Source organism: Eggerthia catenaformis OT 569 = DSM 20559, assembly GCF_000340375.1.
Classification (GTDB): domain Bacteria; phylum Bacillota_I; class Bacilli_A; order Erysipelotrichales; family Coprobacillaceae; genus Eggerthia; species Eggerthia catenaformis.
Window position 1 is genome coordinate 122,548 of record NZ_KB446647.1, and the last position, 24,570, is coordinate 147,117.

22 protein-coding genes and 1 other annotated feature are annotated in these 24,570 nt (G+C 32.5%); of the genes, 15 read left to right on the forward strand and 7 right to left on the reverse strand.

The annotated features are described in order from the left end of the window. Window positions 1-30 precede the first annotated feature (30 nt). From HMPREF9943_RS03070 to pyk, 10 genes are all read left to right on the forward strand, one after another. Window positions 31-813, forward strand: a complete 783-nt coding sequence (locus HMPREF9943_RS03070; protein ID WP_004801906.1) for an alpha/beta hydrolase — start codon at window positions 31-33, stop codon at window positions 811-813. 40 nt (window positions 814-853) lie between these two features. Continuing rightward, complete coding sequence (dnaE, locus tag HMPREF9943_RS03075) at window positions 854-3,934, forward strand: DNA polymerase III subunit alpha (protein ID WP_004801909.1); 3,081 nt, start codon at window positions 854-856, stop codon at window positions 3,932-3,934. A gap of 2 nt (window positions 3,935-3,936) precedes the next feature. After that, a complete protein-coding gene (gene polA, locus HMPREF9943_RS03080; RefSeq protein WP_004801910.1) occupies window positions 3,937-6,546 on the forward strand; it encodes a DNA polymerase I in 2,610 nt (869 codons plus the stop codon). A 1-nt stretch (window position 6,547) separates the two neighbouring features. Further along, window positions 6,548-7,360: a DNA-formamidopyrimidine glycosylase gene (mutM, locus tag HMPREF9943_RS03085; protein ID WP_004801915.1), complete on the forward strand. Its 813-nt coding sequence runs from the start codon at window positions 6,548-6,550 to the stop codon at window positions 7,358-7,360. A 10-nt stretch (window positions 7,361-7,370) separates the two neighbouring features. Then, window positions 7,371-8,321: a Gfo/Idh/MocA family protein gene (locus tag HMPREF9943_RS03090; protein ID WP_004801917.1), complete on the forward strand. Its 951-nt coding sequence runs from the start codon at window positions 7,371-7,373 to the stop codon at window positions 8,319-8,321. Further along, on the forward strand, window positions 8,318-8,884 hold the full coding sequence (gene coaE / locus HMPREF9943_RS03095; protein ID WP_004801918.1) for a dephospho-CoA kinase: 567 nt from the start codon (window positions 8,318-8,320) through the stop codon (window positions 8,882-8,884). Before HMPREF9943_RS03090 ends, coaE begins: the two co-directional genes overlap by 4 nt. Next, the gene (locus tag HMPREF9943_RS03100; protein ID WP_004801919.1) at window positions 8,868-10,097 is read left to right on the forward strand and encodes a DnaD domain protein; all 1,230 of its coding nucleotides are present in this window, start codon (window positions 8,868-8,870) and stop codon (window positions 10,095-10,097) included. Before coaE ends, HMPREF9943_RS03100 begins: the two co-directional genes overlap by 17 nt. After that, window positions 10,090-10,992 (forward strand): hypothetical protein, encoded by a 903-nt coding sequence (locus HMPREF9943_RS03105; RefSeq protein WP_004801920.1) that lies wholly within the window; start codon window positions 10,090-10,092, stop codon window positions 10,990-10,992. Before HMPREF9943_RS03100 ends, HMPREF9943_RS03105 begins: the two co-directional genes overlap by 8 nt. A gap of 178 nt (window positions 10,993-11,170) precedes the next feature. Next, window positions 11,171-12,130 (forward strand): 6-phosphofructokinase, encoded by a 960-nt coding sequence (pfkA, locus tag HMPREF9943_RS03110; protein WP_004801931.1) that lies wholly within the window; start codon window positions 11,171-11,173, stop codon window positions 12,128-12,130. Window positions 12,131-12,151: 21 nt separating this feature from the next. Beyond that, complete coding sequence (gene pyk, locus HMPREF9943_RS03115; RefSeq protein ID WP_004801933.1) at window positions 12,152-13,579, forward strand: pyruvate kinase; 1,428 nt, start codon at window positions 12,152-12,154, stop codon at window positions 13,577-13,579. Window positions 13,580-13,648: 69 nt separating this feature from the next. Here the strand turns inward: pyk and HMPREF9943_RS03120 are convergent, their stop codons facing one another. From HMPREF9943_RS03120 to HMPREF9943_RS03140, 5 genes are all read right to left on the reverse strand, one after another. Continuing rightward, window positions 13,649-14,140, reverse strand: coding sequence for an NAD(+) diphosphatase (locus HMPREF9943_RS03120; RefSeq protein WP_004801934.1), 492 nt, complete (start codon window positions 14,138-14,140; stop codon window positions 13,649-13,651). Between the two features lie 67 nt (window positions 14,141-14,207). After that, the gene (locus HMPREF9943_RS03125; RefSeq protein ID WP_004801937.1) at window positions 14,208-14,621 is read right to left on the reverse strand and encodes a gamma-glutamylcyclotransferase family protein; all 414 of its coding nucleotides are present in this window, start codon (window positions 14,619-14,621) and stop codon (window positions 14,208-14,210) included. Beyond that, complete coding sequence (gene pcp, locus HMPREF9943_RS03130) at window positions 14,621-15,262, reverse strand: pyroglutamyl-peptidase I (RefSeq protein ID WP_004801939.1); 642 nt, start codon at window positions 15,260-15,262, stop codon at window positions 14,621-14,623. The genes HMPREF9943_RS03125 and pcp overlap by 1 nt, the downstream gene beginning before the upstream one ends. An 11-nt stretch (window positions 15,263-15,273) precedes the next feature. Further along, window positions 15,274-16,242, reverse strand: coding sequence for a DUF979 domain-containing protein (locus HMPREF9943_RS03135; RefSeq protein ID WP_004801941.1), 969 nt, complete (start codon window positions 16,240-16,242; stop codon window positions 15,274-15,276). Beyond that, entirely contained in the window at window positions 16,242-16,922 is a 681-nt protein-coding gene (locus tag HMPREF9943_RS03140) for a DUF969 domain-containing protein (RefSeq protein ID WP_004801942.1), read from the reverse strand. Before HMPREF9943_RS03140 ends, HMPREF9943_RS03135 begins: the two co-directional genes overlap by 1 nt. Window positions 16,923-17,092: 170 nt before the next feature. After that, window positions 17,093-17,288: a binding site (T-box leader), on the forward strand. A gap of 29 nt (window positions 17,289-17,317) precedes the next feature. On the opposite strand from HMPREF9943_RS03140, the gene thrS reads away from it, so the two are divergent. The 5 genes from thrS to HMPREF9943_RS03165 all read left to right on the forward strand — a co-directional run bounded on the left by thrS (window position 17,318) and on the right by HMPREF9943_RS03165 (window position 23,130). Then, window positions 17,318-19,072, forward strand: a complete 1,755-nt coding sequence (thrS, locus tag HMPREF9943_RS03145; RefSeq protein ID WP_004801945.1) for a threonine--tRNA ligase — start codon at window positions 17,318-17,320, stop codon at window positions 19,070-19,072. A 74-nt stretch (window positions 19,073-19,146) separates the two neighbouring features. Next, the gene (gene proB / locus HMPREF9943_RS03150) at window positions 19,147-20,262 is read left to right on the forward strand and encodes a glutamate 5-kinase (RefSeq protein WP_004801946.1); all 1,116 of its coding nucleotides are present in this window, start codon (window positions 19,147-19,149) and stop codon (window positions 20,260-20,262) included. Continuing rightward, window positions 20,259-21,527 (forward strand): glutamate-5-semialdehyde dehydrogenase, encoded by a 1,269-nt coding sequence (locus HMPREF9943_RS03155; protein WP_004801948.1) that lies wholly within the window; start codon window positions 20,259-20,261, stop codon window positions 21,525-21,527. Before proB ends, HMPREF9943_RS03155 begins: the two co-directional genes overlap by 4 nt. A gap of 76 nt (window positions 21,528-21,603) precedes the next feature. Next, window positions 21,604-22,047, forward strand: a complete 444-nt coding sequence (locus HMPREF9943_RS03160) for a MarR family winged helix-turn-helix transcriptional regulator (protein WP_004801949.1) — start codon at window positions 21,604-21,606, stop codon at window positions 22,045-22,047. A 45-nt stretch (window positions 22,048-22,092) separates the two neighbouring features. Next, the gene (locus tag HMPREF9943_RS03165; RefSeq protein ID WP_004801951.1) at window positions 22,093-23,130 is read left to right on the forward strand and encodes a competence/damage-inducible protein A; all 1,038 of its coding nucleotides are present in this window, start codon (window positions 22,093-22,095) and stop codon (window positions 23,128-23,130) included. A gap of 44 nt (window positions 23,131-23,174) precedes the next feature. On the opposite strand, the gene HMPREF9943_RS03170 is transcribed toward HMPREF9943_RS03165, so the two are convergent. Together HMPREF9943_RS03170 and HMPREF9943_RS03175 are read right to left on the reverse strand one after the other, a co-directional pair. Continuing rightward, window positions 23,175-23,399 carry a uroporphyrinogen decarboxylase/cobalamine-independent methonine synthase family protein gene (locus tag HMPREF9943_RS03170; RefSeq protein WP_026624154.1) on the reverse strand — a complete coding sequence of 75 codons (225 nt, stop codon included), beginning with the start codon at window positions 23,397-23,399 and terminating at the stop codon, window positions 23,175-23,177. A 188-nt stretch (window positions 23,400-23,587) separates the two neighbouring features. Then, window positions 23,588-24,493 carry a LysR family transcriptional regulator gene (locus HMPREF9943_RS03175; RefSeq protein ID WP_004801953.1) on the reverse strand — a complete coding sequence of 302 codons (906 nt, stop codon included), beginning with the start codon at window positions 24,491-24,493 and terminating at the stop codon, window positions 23,588-23,590. Window positions 24,494-24,570 lie beyond the last annotated feature (77 nt).

The window sequence follows — 24,570 nt, forward strand, 5'->3', positions numbered from 1 at the left end:
TTTTATGGTAAAATAAAAGTGGAGGTTTTTATGATTCTAAAAGAAGAAATTTATTATTCACCTTGTCATAAGATACGGGGACTACATATTTATTTACCTGATGATTATGAGTCATCAGAGGATTATTATCCGGTTATGTATTATTTTGATGGTCATAATCTTTTTTTTGATCAGGATGCTACATATGGTAAAAGCTGGGGATTAAAGGATTTTCTTGATGGCTATGATAAAAAGTTTATTGTTGTAGGTATTGAATGCGGGCATGAGGGAAATGAACGTTTAGATGAATATTGTCCTTATCCTTATTCCGGATTGTTTTGGGGAAATCTGAAAGGAACAGGAAAGAAAACGTTGGAATGGATTGTTTCAGAAGTCAAGCCGATGATTGATAGTCGTTTTCGGGTTTATAAAGAACGTGAGTGTACAGGCATTGCAGGAAGTTCTATGGGTGGTCTTATGAGTTTATATGGTATCATCGCTCATAATGATGTCTTTTCTAAAGCCGCTTGTCTGTCATCAAGTATTGGGCCGGGTATGAAGTATATTAGAGAAGATATTGAATTTCATCATTTAAATGAGGATACAAAGATTTATTTATCATGGGGAACTCAGGAAGCTTCAAGACGTCCTGTCAAAAATCCTATGCATACTAAAATGGCTAAGGATCATATGATTATAAAAGATCTGTTAAAAGAAAAACAGACAGATATTGTTCTTTATGTTCAGTCCGGAGGACGTCATTGTGAAGCTGACTGGGAAAAGCAGAATCAACTTTATTATGATTATTTATGGAAAAACCAAATCAATTTTTAAAAAGATTATGTTTTGATATAATAGAGAAGGAGGGATTATTATGTTTGGACAGCTGCAAATTAAAAGTGCTTATTCTTTTGGCAAAAGTACTATTTTAATTAATGAGTTAATTAAAGAAGCTAAGACTAAACATATTGATGCCCTGGGATTATGTGATGAAAATAATATGTATGGAATCTTTGAATTCTATACAGCCTGCAAAAAGAATAATATCAGACCTATTATGGGGGTTGAAGCATCAGTAGAGATAGAAGGAGAAATATATCCTTTTATTTTAATTGCTAGAGATGATGTAGGGTATAAGGATCTTGTCCGGATTGTATCTGATATTAATTTAAATCCTGATCGCTGTATATTATTAAAATCATTATCTATTTATAAAGAGCATCTTTATATTATCAGCGGTAGTGATGAAGGTATCATTGAGAGGCTATTATTAAAGGATATGGAACAGGAAGCAGCTATGTATATGAAGCTGTTTAAAAAGCTGTTTAAAGATGGTTATTATGTGATGATCCAGAATCATGGAGAACAGTATCAGAAGCGTTTAAATGAGCGTTTAATAGCATTAAGTCAGTATGCACAGGTAAAAGTTGTTTGTTCTAATGATATACGCTATTTAAGACCTGAAGAAGCGATGAGTGCAGATTTATTGGAAGCAAGCAAAATGGGAAGAGTATTGGATATTCATTATCGTCCTTCCAATAATCAGCGTTATTTAAAATCGGAGCAGGAAATGCAAAGTCTTTTTTCACAGGAGATTATCTTAAATACAGCACAAATGATGGAGAGTATTAAAGCCTCTATACCATCCGGTGAAATGAATTTGCCTAATTATCCTGCACCGCATAACGCCCCTAAAGATCTGTATCTTAAACAGTTATGTATTGTAGGATTAAAAAAGCGTTTTAAAGGAAAAATTATACCGGATCAGTATCGTGAAAGACTTAAATATGAATTAAAAATTATTCATTCTATGGGATATGATGATTATTTTCTAATTGTTTATGATTATGTTCATTATGCAAAAACACATCATATTTTAGTCGGTCCGGGAAGAGGAAGTGCAGCCGGAAGTCTAGTAGCCTATGTTTTAGGTATTACAAATATTGATCCATTAGTTTATGATCTTTTCTTTGAAAGATTTTTGAATCCGGAAAGAATATCGATGCCTGATATTGATATAGATTTTCAGGATAATAGAAGAGATGAAGTTGTCAGTTATGTAATAGAAAAATATGGTCAGGAGCATGTGGCCAGTATTGTGACTTTCAGTACTTATGGGCCTCGTGTTGCAATTAAAGATATTGGCAAGGTAATGAATGTTCCTTTACCAAAGCTTGAGAGAATTGCCAAAATGATTCCTACCGGACCTAAAAACAAAAAATCAATTGCTTCTATGTATCATGAGTCTTCATCATTTATGAATGCAATAAATAAGGATCCTGCTTTAAGAGAGTTAATAGGTCCAATGAGTATCATTGAATATCTTCCTAGGAATATTTCTATGCATGCAGCCGGCATCGTTTTATCAACACGTCCATTAAGAGAAGTTGTTCCATTAGTAATAGGTCCAAGTCAGATGATTATGACTCAATATTCTAAAGATTATATTGAGGATGCAGGCTTATTAAAAATGGACTTTCTGGGATTAAAGAATCTGACGATGATTGATTATATATTAAAAGATATTTATCAAGAAACAGGAGAAACTTTGCACCTGAATCATCTTCCTTTAGATGATCAAAAGACTTATGACTTATTATCCAGAGCAGATACTTATGGAGTTTTTCAGCTGGAATCATCAGGTATGAGAAATCTGTTAAGGCAGATGAGACCAAGGACATTTCTTGATATTGTTGATGCGATTGCTTTATATCGCCCCGGTCCAATGGAAAATATCCCGGCTTATCTAGAAAATAAAGAAAATAAGAAGAATATCAGATATCTGACATCAGAATTAGAGCCTATCTTAAAATCAACATATGGAATTATGATTTACCAGGAGCAGATCATGCAGATTGCCCGAAATATTGCCGGTTTTTCATTGGGAAAGGCTGATGGTATTAGAAAAGCTGTTTCTTATAAGAATAAAGAAACAATGCTTTCACTTAAGCAGGATTTCATTGATGGAGCTATAAATAAGGGATTTAGTAAAAAGACAGCTTCTGATATATTTAGTTTGATTGAAAGATTTGCGAATTATGGGTTCAATAAAAGTCATTCGGTTGCTTATGGCTATGTGGCTTATCAGTTAGCTTATCTAAAAGCTAATTATCCGCTTTATTTCTTTGCTTCTATTTTATCTAATGAAGCATCTTCTTTAAATACAAAGCTTCATGTGATTGATGAAGCTAAAAAATATGATGTTAAGATATTAAAGCCTTCTATTAATCATTCATCAAGTCGCTTTATTGTTGAAAATGGGGGTATCCGCTTTTCATTAACAGCAGTTAAAAATGTTGGCTATGCAGCTTATAAGCTAATTGAAGAGGAAAGAAGTAAAGGATTGTTTGAAAGCTTTTCTGATTTTCTTTCTCGTATTGAAAATAAGCGGATATCTCAGTTGACTATTGATTCATTAATTGATGCCGGAGCATTTGATGAATTTGAAAGCAATAGAGCTTATCTTAAAAAGAATATGGAGACTTTAATGGAATTTGCTCATTTAAAGGCATCATTAGGTGTCAGTGAAGAACCTATTCTTCATCCAATTAAAGAATCAGTCGGTCAGAGATTGGAAAAAGAAAAAGAGGTATTAGGCTTTTACTTATCGGCACATCCTTTGACTCATATAAAGAAAACATTAGAAAAGAAGAATCATCTGACTATTATAGACATTAAAGATATTGAAGAATATATAAATCAGGAAATATTATTGCTGGGAATCATTAGCCGAATAAAAGTAATTACAGATAAAAAAGGTAATGAAATGGCTTTTTTAAGTATCAGTGATGATACTGGAGAAACAGAAAGTGTCTGTTTCTCATCATCATATATGAGATTTTCAGAAGATCCTGCACGTCCATTAGAAAAAGGTCATACAGTACTAATGAAAGTCAGAATATCTGTAAAAGATCGCTTATCAGTGATTCTTAATGATATAAAGAAAGTGAGATAAAAATGAAAGAATTAATATTAATAGATGGTAATTCACTGCTTTTTAAAGCATTCTATGCAACTGCTTATACAGGTAACTTTATGATCAGCAGAGATGGAATACCAACAAATGGAGTCTATGGATTTGCCAGAATGATAGAAAAAATCTTAGAAGATAGAAAGGCTGAATATATTCTGACTGCTTTTGATTATGGAAAACATACATTTAGAAACGAACTATTTGAAGATTATAAGGCAACCAGAAAAGGAGTACCTGAGGAGCTGATACCACAGTTTGATATAGCGAGAGAGTATCTTAAAGCACATAATATTCCTTATTATGAATTAGAAGGCTATGAAGGCGATGATTTGATCGGAACATTAGTTTCCTTTGGTGAGAAGAATGATTTTCGTGTTTCTGTTTATACAGGTGATAAAGATGCTTTTCAGCTTATTTCTGATAAGACTGCTGTTTATCGTACAGTTAAAGGTGTTACTGAATTAGATGTTTATAATAAGGAGACATTATCAGAAAAATATGATTTAAGCCCTGACCAGATTAGAGACTTTTTAGGTCTGATGGGAGATACTGCTGACAATATTCCCGGTATTAAGGGGGTTGGCGAGAAAACAGCACTTAAATTATTACATCAGTATGGAACAATTGAAGGTATTGATGAACATAAAGAAGAAATTAAGGGGAAGCTTGGTGAAAAGATCAGAGAAGGCATCGGTGCTGCTTTCATGAGTAAAAAAATAGCGACTATCTTAAGAGATATTCCTTTGGATATTGATTTAAGTATAGCTCATTATGATGGGTTTGATTTTGAAACATTAAAAGAATTTTATTTAAAGTATGATATGAATTCATTGATTAAGTCAATGACATTAAAACAGGATAAAACAGAAGTTTCTTTTACCGGTGAAACAGTATCGAGAATGCCTGTCATAAATAATAATTCAGCATTATATGTCTGTCTTTATGATGAAAATTATCATCACAGTGATATTTTAGGCTTTGCGATATATAATTTGAATCAGGCTTATTTTATTAGCTATGAAGATGCTTTGAAAGATAAGGATTTTCTTGAGTATTTAAAAGATGAGAGTAAAAAGAAGTATATGTTTAATCTTAAGGCAGGGTTGCTTGCCGCAAGATGGCATCATATTGAAATTAAGGGGATAATATATGACTTATCACTAGCTACTTATGTATTATCACCGGGAGTCAAAGAGAATATTAAGAATGTTGCTGATTATTATGACTATAGTGATGTTTTCTATGAAGAAGAAATCTTTGGTAAAGGAGTCAAAAAGCATATTCCTGATAAAGATAAGCTTTCTTTATATTGTCTGAAAAATGCGAAAGCAATCTATAATCTTAAAAAAGTGTCTATAGAAAAACTTAAAGATAAACAGCAGTATGATCTTTATGAAAATATAGAAATGCCGGTTAGCTTTATTTTAGCTGATATGGAGTATGAAGGGGCTAAGGTTGATTCAAAGGTATTGAAGGAGATGGATTATTCTTTTGATCTGCTTATAGAAAATCTTTCTCAGGAGATTTTTACTCTTGCCGGTGAAGAATTTAATATCTCTTCACCAAAACAACTTGGGGATATTCTCTTTGTAAAAATGGGCTTAAAATCAGGTAAGAAAACAAAGACAGGATATTCTACGAGTCAGGATGTTTTAGAAAAAATAGAAGATCAACACCCTATTATAAGTAAAATACTTCAATATCGTATGTATACAAAGCTATCTTCCACTTATCTAAAAGGATTAGAGCAGCAGATTTTTTCTGATGGAAAAATTCATACGATTTATAAGCAGACATTGACTCAGACAGGACGATTATCTTCTGTAGATCCTAACCTTCAGAATATTCCTGTTCGCAGTGAAGAAGGAAAAATGATCAGAAAAGCTTTTGTATCGGATCATGGTTATCTTGTATCATATGATTATTCTCAAATTGAATTAAGAATATTAGCTCATCTTGCTAATGTTGATCGTCTGATTAATGCTTTTAAGCAGGATAAGGATATTCATGCTCATACAGCTGCCTTGATTTTTGGTGTTGATGATCAGGATGTTACACCATTGATGAGAAGACAGGCCAAAACCATTAATTTCGGGATTATTTATGGCATGAGTGAATTCAGATTATCAAAACAGGCTGATATGAGTATTATAGAAGCTAAAGAGTTTATTAAGAAGTACTTTGAAACCTATCCTCAGATTAAAATTTATATGGATCAGATTATTAAAGATTGTCAAAAAAAAGGTTATGTATCAACAGTTCTTAATAGAAAAAGATATATTCCTACTATTAATGATAAGAATTTTATGGTGAGGGAGCAGGCTAAACGATTTGCAATGAATGCTCCTATTCAAGGAAGCGGAGCAGATATTATGAAACTGGCAATGATTGCTGCCAATAAGACAATTAAAGAACATCATTTTAAATCAAAAATTATTCTTCAGGTACATGATGAGCTTATTTTTGATGTTTATGAAGATGAATGTAAAGATTTTATGAAAGCAGTTAAAGAAGCTATGGAAAACTGTTTTGAACTATTAGTGCCATTAAAGGCAGAAGGAGCATGTGCCAGAGACTGGTGCAGTTTGAAATAATATGCCGGAATTACCAGAGGTTGAAACTGTTAGACAGACATTAAAACATTTTGTTTTAAATAAGAAGATTATTTCTGCTGATTTACGTTATCCTAAAATAATAGAGGATGAACCGGAAATATTCAAACAGGCTGTTTCTAATAAGAAGATTCTTGATATTGATCGAATGGGTAAGTATCTTATTTTTCTTTTAGAAGAACAGACAGTTTTTATTGCTCACTTAAGAATGGAAGGCAAGTTTAATATTAAAAGTACAGATACATTTTATCAAAAACATGATCATATTATTTTTCATTTTGATGATGGTACAGATATGCGTTATAACGATACAAGAAAGTTTGGTCGCATGAAGCTTGTCGGTATGAATTATGTTGATGAGCCTCCTTTATCTCAATTAGGTAAAGAGCCTTTTGATATAACTGAAGAAGAGCTTTATAGGAAGATTCATCATTCTTCTTTAGCTGTTAAGACTGTTTTGCTCGATCAGCATATTATGAGTGGGATTGGTAATATTTATGCTAATGAGATATGTTTTCATATGAAAATAGATCCACGGACAAAAGCTTCCCGATTATCAAAAAAACGTACTCGGGAGCTTATAGAAATATCAGTTTCTGTTTTAAAAGAAGCAATTAAACAAGGCGGTACGACTATCCATTCGTTTGATGCAAATGGTATTCATGGACTCTTTCAGGTGAAATTATCCGTTCATGGACAAAAAAATTGTACAGTATGTAAGAATTCTATAAAGAAGATTATGCTTAATGGCAGAGGAACTTATTTTTGTCCGTTCTGTCAAAAGAAGAGATATTAGGAGAAGATATATGTTACATTTTGGAATTATCGGACTTGGTAATATTGCTCATCGCTTTGCTGATAGTTTGAGCCATTTTGAAGAAGCTGATTTTTATGCAGGAGCAAGCTATACGGAAAGCAAGAGAGAAGAATTTAAAAAGAAATATCAACCATATATTATTTATGATAATTATGAAGATTTATTAAATGATCAGGAAGTAGATGTTGTTTATATTTGTGTACCCCATAGTTTGCATTACAAATGGTGTAAAGAAGCTTTGCTTCATGATAAATGTGTATTAGTAGAAAAACCTGCTGTTTTAAAGGTTAATGAATTTGATGAGCTGACAGCATTATCTAGAGAACGTCATTTGTTTTTTATGGAGGCTATGAAGACCAGATTTCTGCCTTTGCTTAAGATTGTTCATAAGGAAATTAATAAAGGTTTAATAGGGGATATTATCTCTATTTCTAATCATTTCTGTTTTTATTTAGAGAATCATAGAAAAGATCATTATTTATTTGATAAAGAGCAGGGAGGCTGCTTATATGATACCGGATGTTATGGGCTTGCCAGTGTATGTGATTTTATTAAAGATGATGTAATCAGTATTAAAAATGATGCTACTTATTGTGATGGCGTAGATGTTCATGATCGTATTACTTTGACTTTTAGAAATGGTCAAAAGGCTTTTATAGAATGTGCAATGGATAGTGCTGATAATCGTAAGATGATTATTAAAGGAACAAAAGGTGATATTATTATGGATCCTTATTATCGTCCTATGGAAGCTGTTTTTAATTTGAAAGATGGTGAATCACAGACATGTACAGTAGAATATGACTATGATGATTTTCATAGCGAAATAGAAGCAGTGCTTCAGAGTATTGCGTATTTGAGAATAGAACATGAAAATTATACTCATCAGGATAATAGACGTGTTATTGAACTGATGGAAAGAATCAAGGAGTCTTTATGATTATTGGAATTACCGGCGGGATAGCCTGCGGCAAAAGCCTGATTACGAACTATCTTTTAAGTCAGGGTTATTATGTTTTAGATGCTGATAAAATATCTCATGAGGCTTTAGAAAAAGGCAGTCCTGTTTTTAAAGAAATACTATCTCATTTTCATTTTAAGGAAGAAATAGATCATAAACAATTATCTAAAGTTATTTTTCATAATTCTAAAGAGCGTAAGTATTTAGAAAGTATTATTCATCCTTATGTTAAAGAAAAAATACTTGCTCATCTTGAACCTCTTACTTTTATTGATGTTCCTTTATTATTTGAAACAGATTTTTATCTTTTATGTGATAAAATAATAACTGTTAAAGCTGATAGGAATATTCAGATTAAAAGATTGATGGAAAGAGATCATATGAGTTATCAGGAGGCTGTTCATCGTATTTCATTACAAATGCCAATAACTGAAAAAGAAAGACGTAGTGATTATGTTATTGATAATTCTGGTACAATAGAGCATACTTATCAGCAGTTAAATACAATACTGGGGGAAATTAAACATGCTATATCGCAGTGATACATATTATACTGAATATTCTTATCCATTAGATAATGTTCAGTCAGATGTTCTTATTCTCTTATATCAGCCGTTAATAGGTCAGAATGCTTATGGTCTTTATATGACATTATTAGCAGAAGCTAAAAGAATGGATCGTTTTCATCGGGCCTGTCTGTTATCAAGATTGCTAACTATTATGCATATGTCTTTAGAAGAGCTTGAAGAGAATTTAAAAAAACTGGAAGCTATTGGATTACTAAAAAGTTATGTTAAGCAGCAAGAGGGCTTATCTGCTTACCTTTATCGTTTGATATCACCTCTTACATTACCTACTTTCTTTAGGAATCAAATTTTAGTGACTTTACTTAAGCAGACACTGGGGAATGAAGAATTTGAAAAAACAAAGAATTATTTTCGCCTTGCCGGTGAAAATAAGAGAGAATATGAGGAGGTTACTGCAAAATTTTCTGATGTATTTACTTTTAATTTGGAGCAATCTGTTCCATTAGAATTAAAATCAAATTTCTTAAATTATAAGGAAGCATCTTTTGAAACAGAATATGATTTAAGCTTATTTGAAGAAGCGATGAAAGATTATCAGATATCTCATCGTGTTATAAGTCCTCATATTACTTATATAAAACAGCTTGCTGTTTTATATAATGTTGATAATCTAACTTTAGCTTCATTAGTAAGAGAGAGTATTGAAGATAATAAGTTTGATCGTAAAGTATTTAAAGAAAAGTGTCTCTCTTTTTATAATATGAATAGTACTGATAAAATGACTGCAGTTTATTTAAAACAGGCTGAAAAAGATAAAGAAGTTTATGGTAATGATTCTTTATCTTTACATCTTCAGTATTTAGAAAAAATAAGTCCTTATGAGCTTTTAAAACATAAGCAGGGAGGTGGAGAGCCTTCTGTTCATGATCTTTCTATTGCTGAGACATTAATGACTCAGTTAGGGCTTAATCCGGGTGTTGTTAATTTATTAATTGAATATGTTTTAGGAAAGAATAATGATATTCTAAGTCGTTCTTATTGTGAAACAATAGGAGCATCCTGGGCAAGAAAGCATATTAAGACAGTAAAAGAGGCTTATGAAGCAACGCTGATTCATAAGAAACCAAGTGAGATAACTGTTCAAAAGAAAAAGAGGGTACAGGAGCCTGCTGATGATCAGGATCTTTCTGATATTCTTAATCGTTTAAAAGGTGATAGATATGATTAAAGTTAAAGATAAAATAAAAATAAATGTAGATTTGGAGAAAATCAAAAAAGAAAGTTTATATGAACTTTCTAAAGATCCGGATATTAAAAATTTCTTACAGATTAATCATATTGATTATCAAACAATGAGCAGATACTGGAGTGTGTTCCTTAATTATTATGAAGATAAGAAACTTTGTAGTCATTGCCAGGGACTAGACTATTGTCCTAAGATTTCTAAAGGATTATGTGAAACGCTACATTATGATGGGACAGTGACAACAACGCTTTCTTTTTGTCGTTATGGTAAAATAAGAGAGAAAGATCATACTATTTTAACAAAATTTGTTTTTAATAATTTATCTGATAAGATTGCTCTTACAAAACTTGAAGAAACAGTTTTATGGAAAAAAGGCTTACAAGAAGATAAAGATTCTTTAATTAAGCTAAAAAAAATATTAGGCTATTTAGATCATCCTGTAACTCATGGCTTTTATTTTTATGATGAGGATTCCAGTCGTGCTACTTTAACAGGAGCTTCATTAATGAATGCTCTTGCAAGTAAAGGGTATAAAACAGGAATATGTAATTTTCCGACCTTGTTATATGACATGAAGGCAAGTTTTAGTCAGACAAGTGCTGAATCTTATTTAAAGCAGATATTAGATATTCCTTATCTATTAATAGACGGATTAGGAGATGAAAATGTTGGCGGATGGTCAAGAGATGAAATATTATTAACTTTATTGACTTATCGTGCAATTAATGAATTACCTACTTTTTTTACTTCATCATTTTCAATTGATGAATTACAGAATGTTTATACAATCCGTTTAAGAGATAAAACAGATCAAATGAGAGCTAGGAAAATAGCCGGTAAGGTAATCGGTATGTCTGATGAAATCATCTTGGATTAAAAATTAAATTATTACATTATTAAGTTTTACTTGATAAATATAAAATAACGGTATTTAATACTTTATGTTAAAAAAATATAATTTTTTGATTTTATTTATAACTTTTTTATGAATTCTAGAAATGACATGGAATTTATGATAAAATATTGTCAGAGATTAAGATCAAGAGGTGAATAATATGGTTAAAAGTATAGGTGTTCTAACATCCGGGGGAGATGCACCGGGCATGAATGCTGCCGTTCGATCTGTTGCAAGAACTTGTTTAAACAAAGGGATTGATATCTATGGTGTCATGCTTGGCTATAAAGGTCTTCATGATGGGCAGTTTTATAAGTTCAATAGGCATTCAACACGTAATATCATTAATGTTGGTGGAACAATTTTAAAATCAGCACGTTTCCCTGAATTTAAAGATCCATCTATCAGAGCTGAAGCGATTGAGCAGATGAAAGCGGTAGGAATTGAAGCTTTAGTTGTGATTGGCGGAGATGGAAGCTATCATGGGGCAGTGGAACTGACAAAAATGGGAGTTAACTGTATTGGTATTCCGGGTACTATTGATAATGATATTCCATTAACTGATTATACGGTAGGATTTGATACATGTCTTAATACTATTGTAGAAGCATTGGATCGTTTGCGGGATACTTCGGGATCACATCAGAGATGTACAATTCTTGAGGTTATGGGCAGAACCTGCGGTGATTTAGCTGTTAATGCCGGTCTTGCTTGTGGAGCTGAAATTGTGATTACCAGTGAGACCGGATTTGATGAGCAGAAAGTGATTGAAACATTAAGGTTATCTAAAGCCAGTGATAAAAAGCATGCAATTGTAGTTATAACAGAACATGTTACAAATGTTGATGAACTAGCTAAGAGAATTGAATCGGCAACCGGATTTGAAACACGTGCTAATGTTCTCGGACATTTACAGCGTGGCGGGCGTCCAAGTGCCAGAGATCGTGTACTTGCTTCACGAATGGGTATTAAGGCGGTTGAACTTTTAGAAGAAGGCAAGGGAGCATTAGCTATTGCTGAACAAAAGGGTGAGATCGTGGCTGTTCCTATGCTGGAAATATTTGAAAACAAGAGAGCGGTTAATCAGGGTATTTATAACGATGTGTTAAAACTTCGTTAAGAAACAGAGGGGGATTTTAAATTGTTAAAAGAAAAGAAAAAGAAAACAAAAATTGTTTGTACTATTGGACCTGCCAGCGATAATGAAGAGATGCTGAGAAAACTCATTAAAGCCGGTATGAATGTTATGAGATGTAATTTTTCTCATGGTAATTATGAAGAACATGCTGCAAAAATGGAGAAAATCAGAAGAATTAATAAAGAATTAAGAACTAATGTTGCGGTTATGCTTGATACAAAAGGACCGGAGGTTAGAACCGGTGAATTTGAGAATGGGGTAGCTGAATTTAAAAAAGGTCAGCTATGTATTATTACAACTGAAGATATTATAGGAACTTCTGATCGCTTTACAATTTCTTATAAAGAATTATATCGTGATGTTAAACCGGGCGGATTTATTTTAGTTAATGATGGTCAGGTGGCTTTACAGATTGATCATGTAGAAAATAAAGAAATCTATTGTATTGCAGCTAATGATGGTAAAGTAAAAAATACTCGCGGTATTAATGTTCCGGGAGCTATTCTTGCTTTTGAATTCTTATCTGAAAAGGATATTAATGATATCAAGTTTGGCTGTGAAATGGATGTTGATTTTATTGCCGCATCTTTTGTCAGAAGACCACAAGATGTACTGGATATTAAAAAACTGCTTGTTGAATGCGGTAAGCCGAATATTCAGGTATTATCAAAGATCGAATCAGTAGAGGCTGTAGGCAATATGGATGCAATTATTGAAGTATCCGATGGTATTATGGTTGCTCGCGGTGATTTAGGTGTTGAAGTACCTGCTGAAGATGTTCCCGGTATTCAAAAAGAAATCATTAAAAAATGTAATGCTGCCGGTAAGATTGTTATTACAGCAACACAAATGCTTGAATCTATGCAGGAAAATCCTAGGCCTACACGAGCTGAGGTATCAGACGTTGCTAATGCTATTTTTGATGGAACAGATGCTATTATGCTTTCCGGTGAGTCGGCACAGGGTAAGTATCCTGAAGAAGCTGTTATGACTATGACTAAGATTGCTAAAAAGACAGAAGAACAGCTTGATTACAGTAATTTGTTAAGATTTGCTATTAAAACATCTGATGACAATACAAGCGAGGCTATCTGTATGTCTGTTGCTGAAATTGCTAATAATTTTAAAGTAGCTGCAATTATTGCATTTACTGAAACAGGCGGTACTGCTAAACGTATGTCACGTTATAAGCCTGAATGTCCGATCATTGCAGCAACTCCATTTGAAAAGACAGTTAAACTTCTTGCTTTGTCTTGGGGTGTTCATCCGGTTCTTGCTAAGGAAATGAAATCTAAAGAAGGACTTGTTAATTTAGCTAATGTATTAGCGAGAGAAAGCGGTATTCTTATTGGTGAGAAAGTTCTGGTTACCGGCGGTACACCGGGTGTTGTTGGACAGACCAATTATTTAGAATTAATTACAGTAAAATAAAAAGAGGATTCAATCCTCTTTTTATTTTACTGTATTATATAATTGAATAATATACATATTATTTATAATTTAACGAATATTCTTGATTTTATTAACTGCTTTATTTAAAAAATAGGAAGCTAGAGATTGAGGCTTAATAACTTTGAGAGCTTCATCAATAGGATACCATTGAGCGTCATCTACTTCATTGGTAAGTCTGATATTTGTATTTTTACTAATTACAATAAAATTAGTAATCAGAGTATTGGAAGGGGCATAGTATTGGTTATCATTATAAAGGTAATTCTTTATTTCCAGATTAACTTCTTCTTTAATTTCTCTTTTTAAGGTTGTTTCAAGATTTTCTCCTTTAGTGACATAACCGGCAACAAGGATATTATCTTTTCTTCCATATTGCTTAATTAACAATATTTTTTTTAAATCCGGTGATAGAATTACTGTGCTAATAGCACTATTAAATGGGGGATATTGAAATTTATGACAATGAGGACAGTAAGGAACTTGACCATCGATACCGTCTGTTTTTGTGATTAATTGAGTGCCACAGTTTATACAATACATATTTTTCTCCATGATTGTATTATAGTCATTTTTGATAATCAGGCAAGTGAAAAAGAATTGAAATAAATCAATTCTTTTTGTTTAAATAATCAATATAATCACCGGAAGGAATGATGTCTTTTAATCTCTGTTTATGTATCGGATTAGAAATATTGAATGTATAAACAGGCAATCTATCAATAACCTTTCCACCAATATCATAAATAGGTAAAATTGTTTTATTATATTCATTATTAATATTTCCTTTTGAAATATATCCTTCCATGGTATCTGCCCGGCTGGAAGTAGTGGCTTCCAGTTCATATATTTCACCTAGTACAAGAGTGTTACCTTCTTCAATAAAAGCAGGATATATCGCATCTTTTAAGCTATATAATGTGCCTTTAATATAACCATAGCTAATAAATTGAGACTTATCTTTATAGTAGGTGTTGTAGTTATACTGATTTTTTCTTAGAGTACCATAGACAAAAACTCTCATTAATGAGTTGCACCGCCAGTTACTTTAATATCATCCTTATATTCTACAATTGCTTTGATAGCTACAGTAAGAGCTTTCACAATTGTATCTAAAGACATGCTAGGCATATTTTTTTTATTAATAACCTGTTCAGGAAGGAACGGAATATGAATAAATCCGCTTCTTTTACCAGAAAATTCAGTCTCACAGATGTGACGTACACCATATAAAACATGATTACATACAAATGTTCCGGCTGTATTTGAGACAGATGCAGGAATATTTTTTTTCTGTATTTCTGCTACTATCGCCTTTATTGGCAGTGCTGAAAAGTAAGCGGCCGGACCATCAGGGAAAATAGGTTCATCAATAATCTGCTGACCATCATTATCAGGAATCCGGCAATCATCAATATTAATACCTATTCTTTCAACAGTAATATCAGGACGTCCGCCTGCCTGTCCAATAGATAGAATAATATCCGGATTGTATTTAGTAATTGCTTCTTTAATGACACGCAGTGATTTATGACATACAGTTGGAATTTCCAGTTTTATGATTTCTGCACCGGCTATCGTATCAGGAAGTCTTTTCACTGACTCAATAGCCGGATTGATTGATTCGCCATTAAAGGGATCAAAACCGGTAACTAATATCTTCATTATTATACCTCCTAATTAAATCCAATAGTCAGCATTAAGATAATGTGAGCTACTATTAACAATAATGAAATAGGCCACTGCGTCTTAATCATTCCCCATTTCTGATCTTTAGTTTCTAAGATTGCACAAGGAACAATATTGAAGTTGGCAGCCATTGGTGTTAATAATGTACCACAATATCCGGCTGTCATACCTAATGCACCGATAATAGCAGGATTACCTCCTTTTGCAATAACAAATGGAGCACCAATACCAATAGTAATAACAGTAAAAGCAGAAAATGCATTTCCCATGATAATAGTAAAGATGACCATACCTAATACATAAATGATAACACCTACAGTGATACTTGGATTAGGGATAATGTGAAGGATGGTTTTTGAAATGACTTCTCCAACACCGGCTTTTTGCAGTACTGTACCTAATGCTGCAAGAAGCTGTGGTAATAGACAGGAAGCACCAACCTGCATTAACAAACGAGAAGTATTTTCTCTTGTCTCATTTACTTTTGGACGACAGATGATAATCGCAAGTCCTAAAGCAATTAATGAAGCACCGCCAACTAAAACAGCACCATTTAAGGAAAGGTTTGTAATCTTTTTAGCAGCAGCTGAGTAGCCTTTATATTTAATGAGTGATAATAAGAAAGCAAATAATCCAATCGCAACAGCGGGAATAAAGATTTTATTTCCAACACGTTTACTTTGTGCTACTTTCTCTTCTTGACTGACATCAGCAAATACACCCATTTTTACTTGTTTTGTGAGTGTAAGAATACCCATAACCACAATAATAATACCAACAATTAAAGGGGGAATGATTTTACCGAACATAAAGATTATGCCCAGAAGACCCCAAAAGACAGTTGTTCCATATTTTGCTTCTTCATTTTTAAGACCACGATAAGCAGTATTAAAACATACCAATCCACAAAGAGCATATGCAATTTCCGGTAATATATTTGTTAAGAAATTATCCATTATTTTTTAGCTCCTTTCTTAAGTTTACGATCAATCAAAGCAATTTGACCGATAGTGAGAATTAAAGCAACAAAGAAGATTGCAAAACTTGAAGCTGCAATGCTTTGCAATGTAACTTTAGTGTAACCAAGGCTGACAAGTGTTCCTTGAATTAATACAACACCTGAAGCAGCCGGAAAACAGTTTTGTCCATAGAAATTAGCATAGTTTTCAATCGCACCGTTAATTCCTTTAAGCTGTTCTAATTCCTCTTCATTTAATTTATCACCTTTTTTATTTTCACTGGCAGCCAAAGACATAGGCAGAATTAAAGGACGAATAAACTGAATATGTCCACCTAATCTGACATTGAAAGCTGACGCAATAAAACGGATCACTGTATAAAGTGTAAGAACGACACCGGCAGATGCATTTTTCAGCTTGCCGATTAAATAAGCAGCTCTTTCTTTAAGTCCATATCTTTCCAAAATCGCAATAACAGGAAACATGATCAGAAAAATAGACATCAGTCTCTGTGAAACGAAGGCTTGACCTAAAGTTGTCAAAATTGTAGCAATATCCATGCCTGATATTAGTCCGGTAACAACTGCCGCACAAATAACAACTGCAAGTACATCCAGCTTTAAGGCAAACCCTAAAACAATAATAAGAATACCAATTAATTTAATGTACTCTCCCATAAAAACACTCCTTTCATATACTAAATATATTTTTATGATACTAAATAATATCAATAAAATCAATAAAATCAGTGTTATTATGAAATCATTTTAGTGAAAACATAACTATCTGTTAATTATTTTGTATTTGCTTGACAAAAAAGCGGTTAAGTGTAAAAATGAATACATAAATAAAAGCGATGATTCAGGATATGTCTTTGATGAAATATCTTTAGAGAAGAAGTGGTTGGTGAAAACTTCTGATAGGAAACAAAAGATACTCCCTGTTAGCTGAGCTCGAAAGAGATCTCCGGATACTCACGTTACGAGATATGAGGTTACATAGTAACAAATAAAGGTGGTACCACGAGTCCTTTCGTCCTTTGGCGGAGGACTCTTTTAATATAGGAGGGAATATGAGAGATTTTTTAAATGAGAAAGAATTAAATACATTGAATCATTCCTGTGCACATGTAATGGCACAGGCAGTGAAGCATTTATATCCACAGGCAAAGTTCTGGGTAGGACCGGTTGTAGAAGAAGGATTTTATTATGATATTGATTTAGGTGATAAGACAATTTCTGAAGAAGATCTTCCTAAGATAGAAAAAGAAATGAAAAAGATATGTAAAGACGGGAAGCGTATCATTAGATCAGAAATCACTAAAGAAGAAGCCTTAGAAAAATTTAAAGATGATGAATATAAGATAGATCTTATTAATCATTTTGAGGAGGGGACAGTGATTTCTGTTTATTCTCAGGGTGATTTTACTGATCTTTGCAGAGGTCCTCATGTTGAAACAGTTAAGTTATGTAAGAATTTTAAATTAATTAAACATTCCGGTGCTTACTGGAAAGGCGATAAAAATAATAAAGTCTTACAGAGAATTTATGGAGTATGTTTCCCAACAAAAGAAGAATTAGAAGAACATTTAAATTTTCTGGAAGAAGCTAAGCAAAGAGATCATCGTAAGCTGGGAAAAGAGATGGGAATTTTTATGTTTGCTGATCTTGTAGGAAGAGGACTTCCTATGTGGCTGCCTAATGGGTTTACTGTTAGACGTTTATTATCCGACTATATTACTGATAAAGAAGTAGCATTAGGATACCGGCATGTTATGACACCATCACTTGGTAATGTTAAATTATATAAAACATCCGGACATTGGGATCATTATAAAGAAGATATGTTTCCGCCAATGGAAGTGGATGAGGAAGCTTTTGTATTAAGACCTATGAATTGTCCTCATCATATGGTGATTTATAAGAACTCTCTTCATTCATATCGTGATCTGCCGATAAGACTGGCAGAGGTTGCGAATGACTTTAGATTTGAAGCATCAGGAGCTTTAACAGGTATTGAAAGGACACGAGCTTTTACTCAGAATGATTCCCATATTTTCTGTCGTCCTGACCAGATTGCTTCTGAATTTAAGGCTGTTGCCGCATTGATTTTAGATGTGTATAAGGATTTTGGCTTTAAAGATTATGAATTTAGATTATCTTTAAGAGATTCGGAAGATAAAGAAAAATATTTTGGCAATGATGATCTCTGGGAAAAGAGTGAGGCTGAATTAAGACATGTTTTAGAAGAAATGGGAGTTAATTATTATGAAGCAAAGGGAGAAGCTGCTTTTTATGGACCTAAGCTTGATGTACAGGTTAAGAGTGCTATTGGACATGATGTTACTTTATCTACTATTCAGCTTGATTATCAGCTTCCTGAGCGCTTTGAATTAACTTATGTAGATGAGAATGGTGAAAAGGTTAGACCTGTTGTTATTCATAGGGCTATCTTAGGATCATTAGATCGTTTTATTGCATTTCTTTTAGAGGAAACAAAAGGGAATCTTCCTTTATGGCTCTCTCCAAAACAGATTATCGTATTGCCGGTTAATAATAAATATCATCAGGAATATGCTCGGAAAGTTTTAGATGATTTAAGAAAAGAAGGCTTCAGAGTGGAATTGGATAATCGTGATGAAAAGCTTGGCTATCGTATCAGAGAAGCTCAGATGAGAAAGATTCCTTATGAACTTGTCTTAGGTAATAGTGAAAGAGATGAAGGAACAGTAACATATAGACAGTATGGACAACAAAAACAGACGACTGTTTCTTATGATGAATTTGTTTCTTTAATAAAAGATGAAATCAAGCATAAAAGCATTTAAGAAGTCTAAGGACTTCTTTTTTAATAGACATTAAAGAATTAAATCTTTATAATGGTAAAAAGCAGGTGAAAGTTATGAGAAATATCAAAGATATTAAGAGAATAGTGGTTAAAGCCGGGTCTACATCATTATGTGATGATAATGGGCAAATTAATAAAGAAAAGATATTACAGCTTGTTTTGCAGATTTCTAAATTAAAAAGGCAGGGATATACTGTTGTATTGGTTTCATCAGGGGCTATTGCTGCCGGAATGGGAGAACTTGGACTTGATAAAAAGCCAAAAACTTTACCTGAAAAGCAGGCTTTAGCTGCGATTGGACAGGCTCATCTGATGCAGATCTATGAAGAAGTCTTTCAGATTTTTAATATGAGATGTGCACAGGTTCTATTAAATCATGATGATTTTGATGATCGTCAAAGACTTAAGAATCTTTCTTATACTTTACATGCTTTACTTGATTATGATGTTGTTCCTATTATCAATGAAAATGATGCTTTAGCTGTTGAAGAAATTAAATTTGGTGATAATGATACCTTAAGTGCTCTTATTGTTCCGGCGGCAGATGCACAGCTTTTAATTCTTGTTAGTGATATAGATGGGCTTTATACCGCAAATCCTCATACTCATCAGAATGCTTTGTTTTTAGATTATGTAGAGTTTGTAGATGAAAAGATTATTAGTTATGCCGATGAAGGTACAAGTCATATTGGTACAGGAGGCATGGCAACTAAAATAAAAGCGGCCAAAATGGTTAATGATTATGGATGTCATATGTGTATAGTTAACAGTCATAAAGAAGATAGTATTTTAAATGCATTAGATCATGAAGGAACATGGTTTAATGCCAGTCAGCGTTTGAATGCTAAAATGCATTGGCTGGCTTATCGTACAAAGGCTAAAGGATCTATTATTGTTGATGAAGGATGTAAAGAGGCTTTATTAAAACATACAAGCCTGCTTCCTAAAGGGATTATTGATGTTTCCGGTCGGTTTTTTAATGGTCAGGCAGTTAATATTATAGATAGTGATAATCATCTAATCGCTAAAGGTCTTGTTAATTATTCAAGTGATGAGATTAAGCTTATTAAGGGATTAAAGACAAGTGAGATAGAAAATGTATTAAATTATAAAGATTATGATGAAGTGATACATGCTAATAATATGTATATTAATAGAGGTAATAAATGAAGATAAAAGAACAGGTAAAAAGAATTAAAGAAGTATCATCAATGATTAATGATACAAGTGAAAAGACTAGAAATACGATATTAGCTAATATTATTGAGAAATTAGAAACCAGTAAGGATAGAATATTTAAGGAGAATCAGAAAGATTTAGATCAAGCTTCCGGTCTTTCGTCAGCTATTATAAAAAGATTAAAATTTGATATAGATAAATTAGAGAGTACTGTTGCGGGTATAAGACAGCTGATTGAATTAGAAGATCCATTAAATAAAACTCTTTTAAAAAGAGAACTGGATAAAGATTTTGTTTTAGAAAAAATAAGTGTTCCTATTGGTGTAATAGGCGTTATTTTTGAAGCAAGACCGGATGCTTTAATACAGATTTCTTCATTATGTATAAAAAGCGGGAATGCAGCAATCTTAAAGGGTGGAAAGGAGACGGCACATACCAATAAAATCTTATTTGATTTATTGTATCAAAGTGCTATTGAAGGAGGATTTCCGGAAGGAAGTATGATGCAAGTTACTGAACATAGTGAGATAGATGAATTATTAGAGTGTGATAAGGATGTGGATTTACTTATTCCTAGAGGTTCTAATCAGTTTGTCCAATATATTATGAATCATACAAGGATACCGGTCATGGGACATGCTGATGGAGTATGCCATATCTATATTGATAAAGATTATAATAATGACCTTCTTATGCCAATTCTTATTGATGCTAAAACTCAGTATTCTGCAGCTTGTAATTCTGTAGAGACAATACTTATTAATCGCAGTAAAGCAACTACTGTTTTACCGATGATTAAAAAAGAGTTTGATAAATTAGGAATTAAGCTTTTTGGTGATAAAGAGGTTAATACAATTATTCCGATAGAATTAGTAGAAGATTATCATAAGGAATATTTAGATTTGATGGTTTCTTTAAAGATTGTTGAAAATGTCAGAGAAGCTGTTATACATATAAATAACTATGGCTCTCATCATACTGATTCTATTATTACAGAAAATAAGGAAACAGCGGATTATTTTATTAAGCATGTAGATTCCGCAGGTGTTTATTTAAATGCTTCGACAAGGTTTGCTGACGGTTTTAGATATGGATTTGGAGCCGAGGTAGGTATTTCTACCGGCAAGCTTCATGCCAGAGGTCCTGTTGGTCTGGATGGACTAGTAACTTACAAGTATTGTTTAAGAGGTCATGGGGAGACTGTAAGCGATTATGTGAGTGGAAAAAAGGTTTTTCATTATAAAAATATTTTGTAAAAAAGGTTAAATATATTGACTTATTTCAATTTATGAATATAATTTTTAGTATATTTAGAAAAGTGGGGATAATAATATGGATAAGGTACAAGAAGCTATTAACACAATTGCATTCGCAAAAAAACAGATGTCTGGGATTATTAAAGAGAAACTTAAGGATTTTCCAATTTCTCGTGAACAAAGCCAGCTTTTATATACTTTAACAGAAGAGAAGAGTTGCACACAGAAAAGACTGGCTGATTTATTGTTTGTTTCTGAAGCAACACTTTCAGTCAGAATTAAGCGTTTAGAAACAATTGGCTATGTTAAACGTACAACTGACAAGAAAGATAGAAGAAAATTTAGACTATCAGTAACTGCTAAAGGAAAGAAAGAACTTCTTAAAGCTTTAGATATTGTTGATGCTACGACACATGAAATGCTGGAAGGATTTACAGATAAAGAGTTAGATTTTATTATTTCTATAGGTAAAAGAATTGAAATAAATATTGAAAAAATCATGGAAGAATCAAATTTATAATTTGATTCTTTCTTTTTTAGATGCATTTCAGGAAGGGAGAATAGGATGACAGTAGAAATAATGAATGTAGGAACAGAGTTGCTATTAGGAGAAATAGTCAATACAAATGCTGTATATTTATTAAAGTTATGTAAAGAATTAGGCTTAGATGTATTTTATACAACTGTTGTAGGGGACAATCCTTTAAGGATTAAAAATAGTCTGACATTAGCTTTTGAAAGAGGTGCTGATTGTGTTATCACAACAGGAGGATTAGGTCCTACTCAGGATGATTTGACTAAAGAATTAAGTGCCGGGTATCTTGGTTTAGAAATGGATTATATAAAGGAAGAGGCTACTAAGATAAGAGAGAAAGTAATGTTTGTTTCTCAGAGGAATGTCTTAACTGATAATAATTTTAAACAGGCTTATTTTCCAAAAGATGCCTATATTTTAGAGAATCCGCTAGGAACTGCTAATGGATGTGTGATGAGTAAAGATAATAAAATGATTATTAACCTTCCCGGACCTCCAAAAGAACTTAAATATGTTGCTGATCATGCTTTGAAAGATTTTTTAAAGAAATATTGTCAATACCGGCTTTATACTTATGATTTTTTAGAAATGGGACTTGGAGAAAGCATTGTTGATGATAAGCTTTCTGATTTGCAAAATAGTCAGAAAGATGTAACACTTGCAATGTATGCCGGTGAAGGGCAGGTGCGTATTAGAATAGCTGTTAAGGCTAAAAGCAGAATAGAAGCTGATCATAAAATGGCTTATTATAAAAAGGAGATATCTTGCCGTCTTAAAGGATATCTGCTTGACTCTTGCAGTATACAGCAAGCACTTTTTGAGATTATGCCTAAAATATATATTTCTGGAGAAATAGTTCCTAATCTTTTTAAGCCATATTTAGATAAGAAAGCTCATCTTTTTGTAGAAAGCAAAGTAGAGCATCAAAGATTAGGTGATTGTATATCTTTTATGATTAATAGAGAAAAAGAGTTTACAGTCCACACTTTAGGAGACTATAAACTCTCTATGATATCGGTTACTAATCGTTTGATGTTAGAACTTTATAAATATTTAAAAAATAGTTAGTTTCAGATTTCTTCTGCGATTTCTTTAAGCAGCTGAATTTTTTTCTATTGCTGCGGCTTTGTTAGTTTGTTGCCTATTTTACAGCTAGCAAAGCCGCATTGAGGAGATAATGATGAATACACTGACTGCTTCTTTAATCCGTTTAATGATCGTTTCTTTTTTTCTAGAAAAGCATGTTTAATGATTATATGATCTAAAACAACTTCCTTATTTTCTGAAACATATTTTAAAGGTTCAAATCCTCCTGATCTTTCATCATCAAATTCCAAGTAATATTTACTTACATTTTCTTTTTTTATTAAATCATTAATACATTTGTTTTCAATATCAGTGCATTCCTCTTTTGTTAGTTTATGATTCTTATATTTTAATCTTGCTTCTTTTAAAATTTTAGGTTTTAAAAATCTTCCGACAATATCTTATCTCTTGTAATAATGATAGACTATAATAAAAAATCTCATTGTTCATGAGATTTTAATTTAAGCATATCAATATATTCATCAGCAAGCTTTGAAAGAATAGTTTGATTATGTGTTAAATAGCCAATTTCCATATAATCATCAACATCTAAGGGAACTGCAATAATATTAGGACCATTCAGTTCCTGATTAATTACACCACTACAAAAAGTATAGCCATTAAGTCCTATCAGAAGATTAAAAAGAGTTGCCCTGTCTGAAACTACAATATTCTTTTTACTCTCTAATGTAGAAAGTATTTCTTCAGAAAAATAAAAGCTATTACGTTCTCCCTGTTCATAAGATAAGCGAGGGTAGTCTTTTAAATCATTAAGTGTGATAAAGGACTTATCGGCAAGAGGTGATGTTTTAGATAAAAAAACATGAGGTTTAGCTTTAAAGAGTGAGTGGAATGTCAGATTATTCTCTTTTAATGTACGATTGATGACAGTCTGGTTAAAAGTATTAAGATATAAAATCCCTATCTCACTTCTTAACTTAGCCACATCTTCTATTAAAGTATAGGTCTGTGTTTCCCTAATACGAAAATCATATTCACTTTCACCATATCTGTTTAATAATTCTACAAAAGCTTCTACTGCAAATGAATAATGCTGTGTTGAAACCGCAAATGTTTTCTTTCCTTTTATCTTACTAATATATTTTTCTTCAATCAATTCTGCCTGTTCTAAGACTGCTCTGGCATAGCCAAGAAATTCTTCTCCCTGAGGTGTTAGGAGAACACCTCTATTTGTACGTCTAAAAATGCTGATGCCCAGTTCTTTCTCTAATTCTCTAATTGCTCCGGTCAGTGAAGGTTGAGACATATATAAATATTTGGCAGCTTCACTGAGAGTTCCTTTGGCTGCAATTGTTACGACATATTTTAGTTGTTGTAGAGTCATATTAATCACCAAAGATATTATATAAGAAATTCATGATATTTTAAAGATGTGTAGAAATAATATCTATCAAATGATAA

Coding starts and splice junctions, on each gene's coding strand:
- HMPREF9943_RS03140 (WP_004801942.1), bottom strand. CDS start 16,922: ATGGGAGAGTACATTAAATTAATTGGTATTCTTATTATTGTTTTAGGG.
- HMPREF9943_RS03160 (WP_004801949.1), top strand. CDS start 21,604: ATGGATAAGGTACAAGAAGCTATTAACACAATTGCATTCGCAAAAAAA.
- pfkA (WP_004801931.1), top strand. CDS start 11,171: ATGGTTAAAAGTATAGGTGTTCTAACATCCGGGGGAGATGCACCGGGC.
- HMPREF9943_RS03120 (WP_004801934.1), bottom strand. CDS start 14,140: ATGTATTGTATAAACTGTGGCACTCAATTAATCACAAAAACAGACGGT.
- thrS (WP_004801945.1), top strand. CDS start 17,318: ATGAGAGATTTTTTAAATGAGAAAGAATTAAATACATTGAATCATTCC.
- HMPREF9943_RS03135 (WP_004801941.1), bottom strand. CDS start 16,242: ATGGATAATTTCTTAACAAATATATTACCGGAAATTGCATATGCTCTT.
- HMPREF9943_RS03155 (WP_004801948.1), top strand. CDS start 20,259: ATGAAGATAAAAGAACAGGTAAAAAGAATTAAAGAAGTATCATCAATG.
- coaE (WP_004801918.1), top strand. CDS start 8,318: ATGATTATTGGAATTACCGGCGGGATAGCCTGCGGCAAAAGCCTGATT.
- HMPREF9943_RS03100 (WP_004801919.1), top strand. CDS start 8,868: ATGCTATATCGCAGTGATACATATTATACTGAATATTCTTATCCATTA.
- HMPREF9943_RS03070 (WP_004801906.1), top strand. CDS start 31: ATGATTCTAAAAGAAGAAATTTATTATTCACCTTGTCATAAGATACGG.
- HMPREF9943_RS03090 (WP_004801917.1), top strand. CDS start 7,371: ATGTTACATTTTGGAATTATCGGACTTGGTAATATTGCTCATCGCTTT.
- HMPREF9943_RS03125 (WP_004801937.1), bottom strand. CDS start 14,621: ATGAGAGTTTTTGTCTATGGTACTCTAAGAAAAAATCAGTATAACTAC.
- HMPREF9943_RS03165 (WP_004801951.1), top strand. CDS start 22,093: ATGACAGTAGAAATAATGAATGTAGGAACAGAGTTGCTATTAGGAGAA.
- HMPREF9943_RS03105 (WP_004801920.1), top strand. CDS start 10,090: ATGATTAAAGTTAAAGATAAAATAAAAATAAATGTAGATTTGGAGAAA.
- dnaE (WP_004801909.1), top strand. CDS start 854: ATGTTTGGACAGCTGCAAATTAAAAGTGCTTATTCTTTTGGCAAAAGT.
- proB (WP_004801946.1), top strand. CDS start 19,147: ATGAGAAATATCAAAGATATTAAGAGAATAGTGGTTAAAGCCGGGTCT.
- polA (WP_004801910.1), top strand. CDS start 3,937: ATGAAAGAATTAATATTAATAGATGGTAATTCACTGCTTTTTAAAGCA.
- HMPREF9943_RS03175 (WP_004801953.1), bottom strand. CDS start 24,493: ATGACTCTACAACAACTAAAATATGTCGTAACAATTGCAGCCAAAGGA.
- pcp (WP_004801939.1), bottom strand. CDS start 15,262: ATGAAGATATTAGTTACCGGTTTTGATCCCTTTAATGGCGAATCAATC.
- mutM (WP_004801915.1), top strand. CDS start 6,548: ATGCCGGAATTACCAGAGGTTGAAACTGTTAGACAGACATTAAAACAT.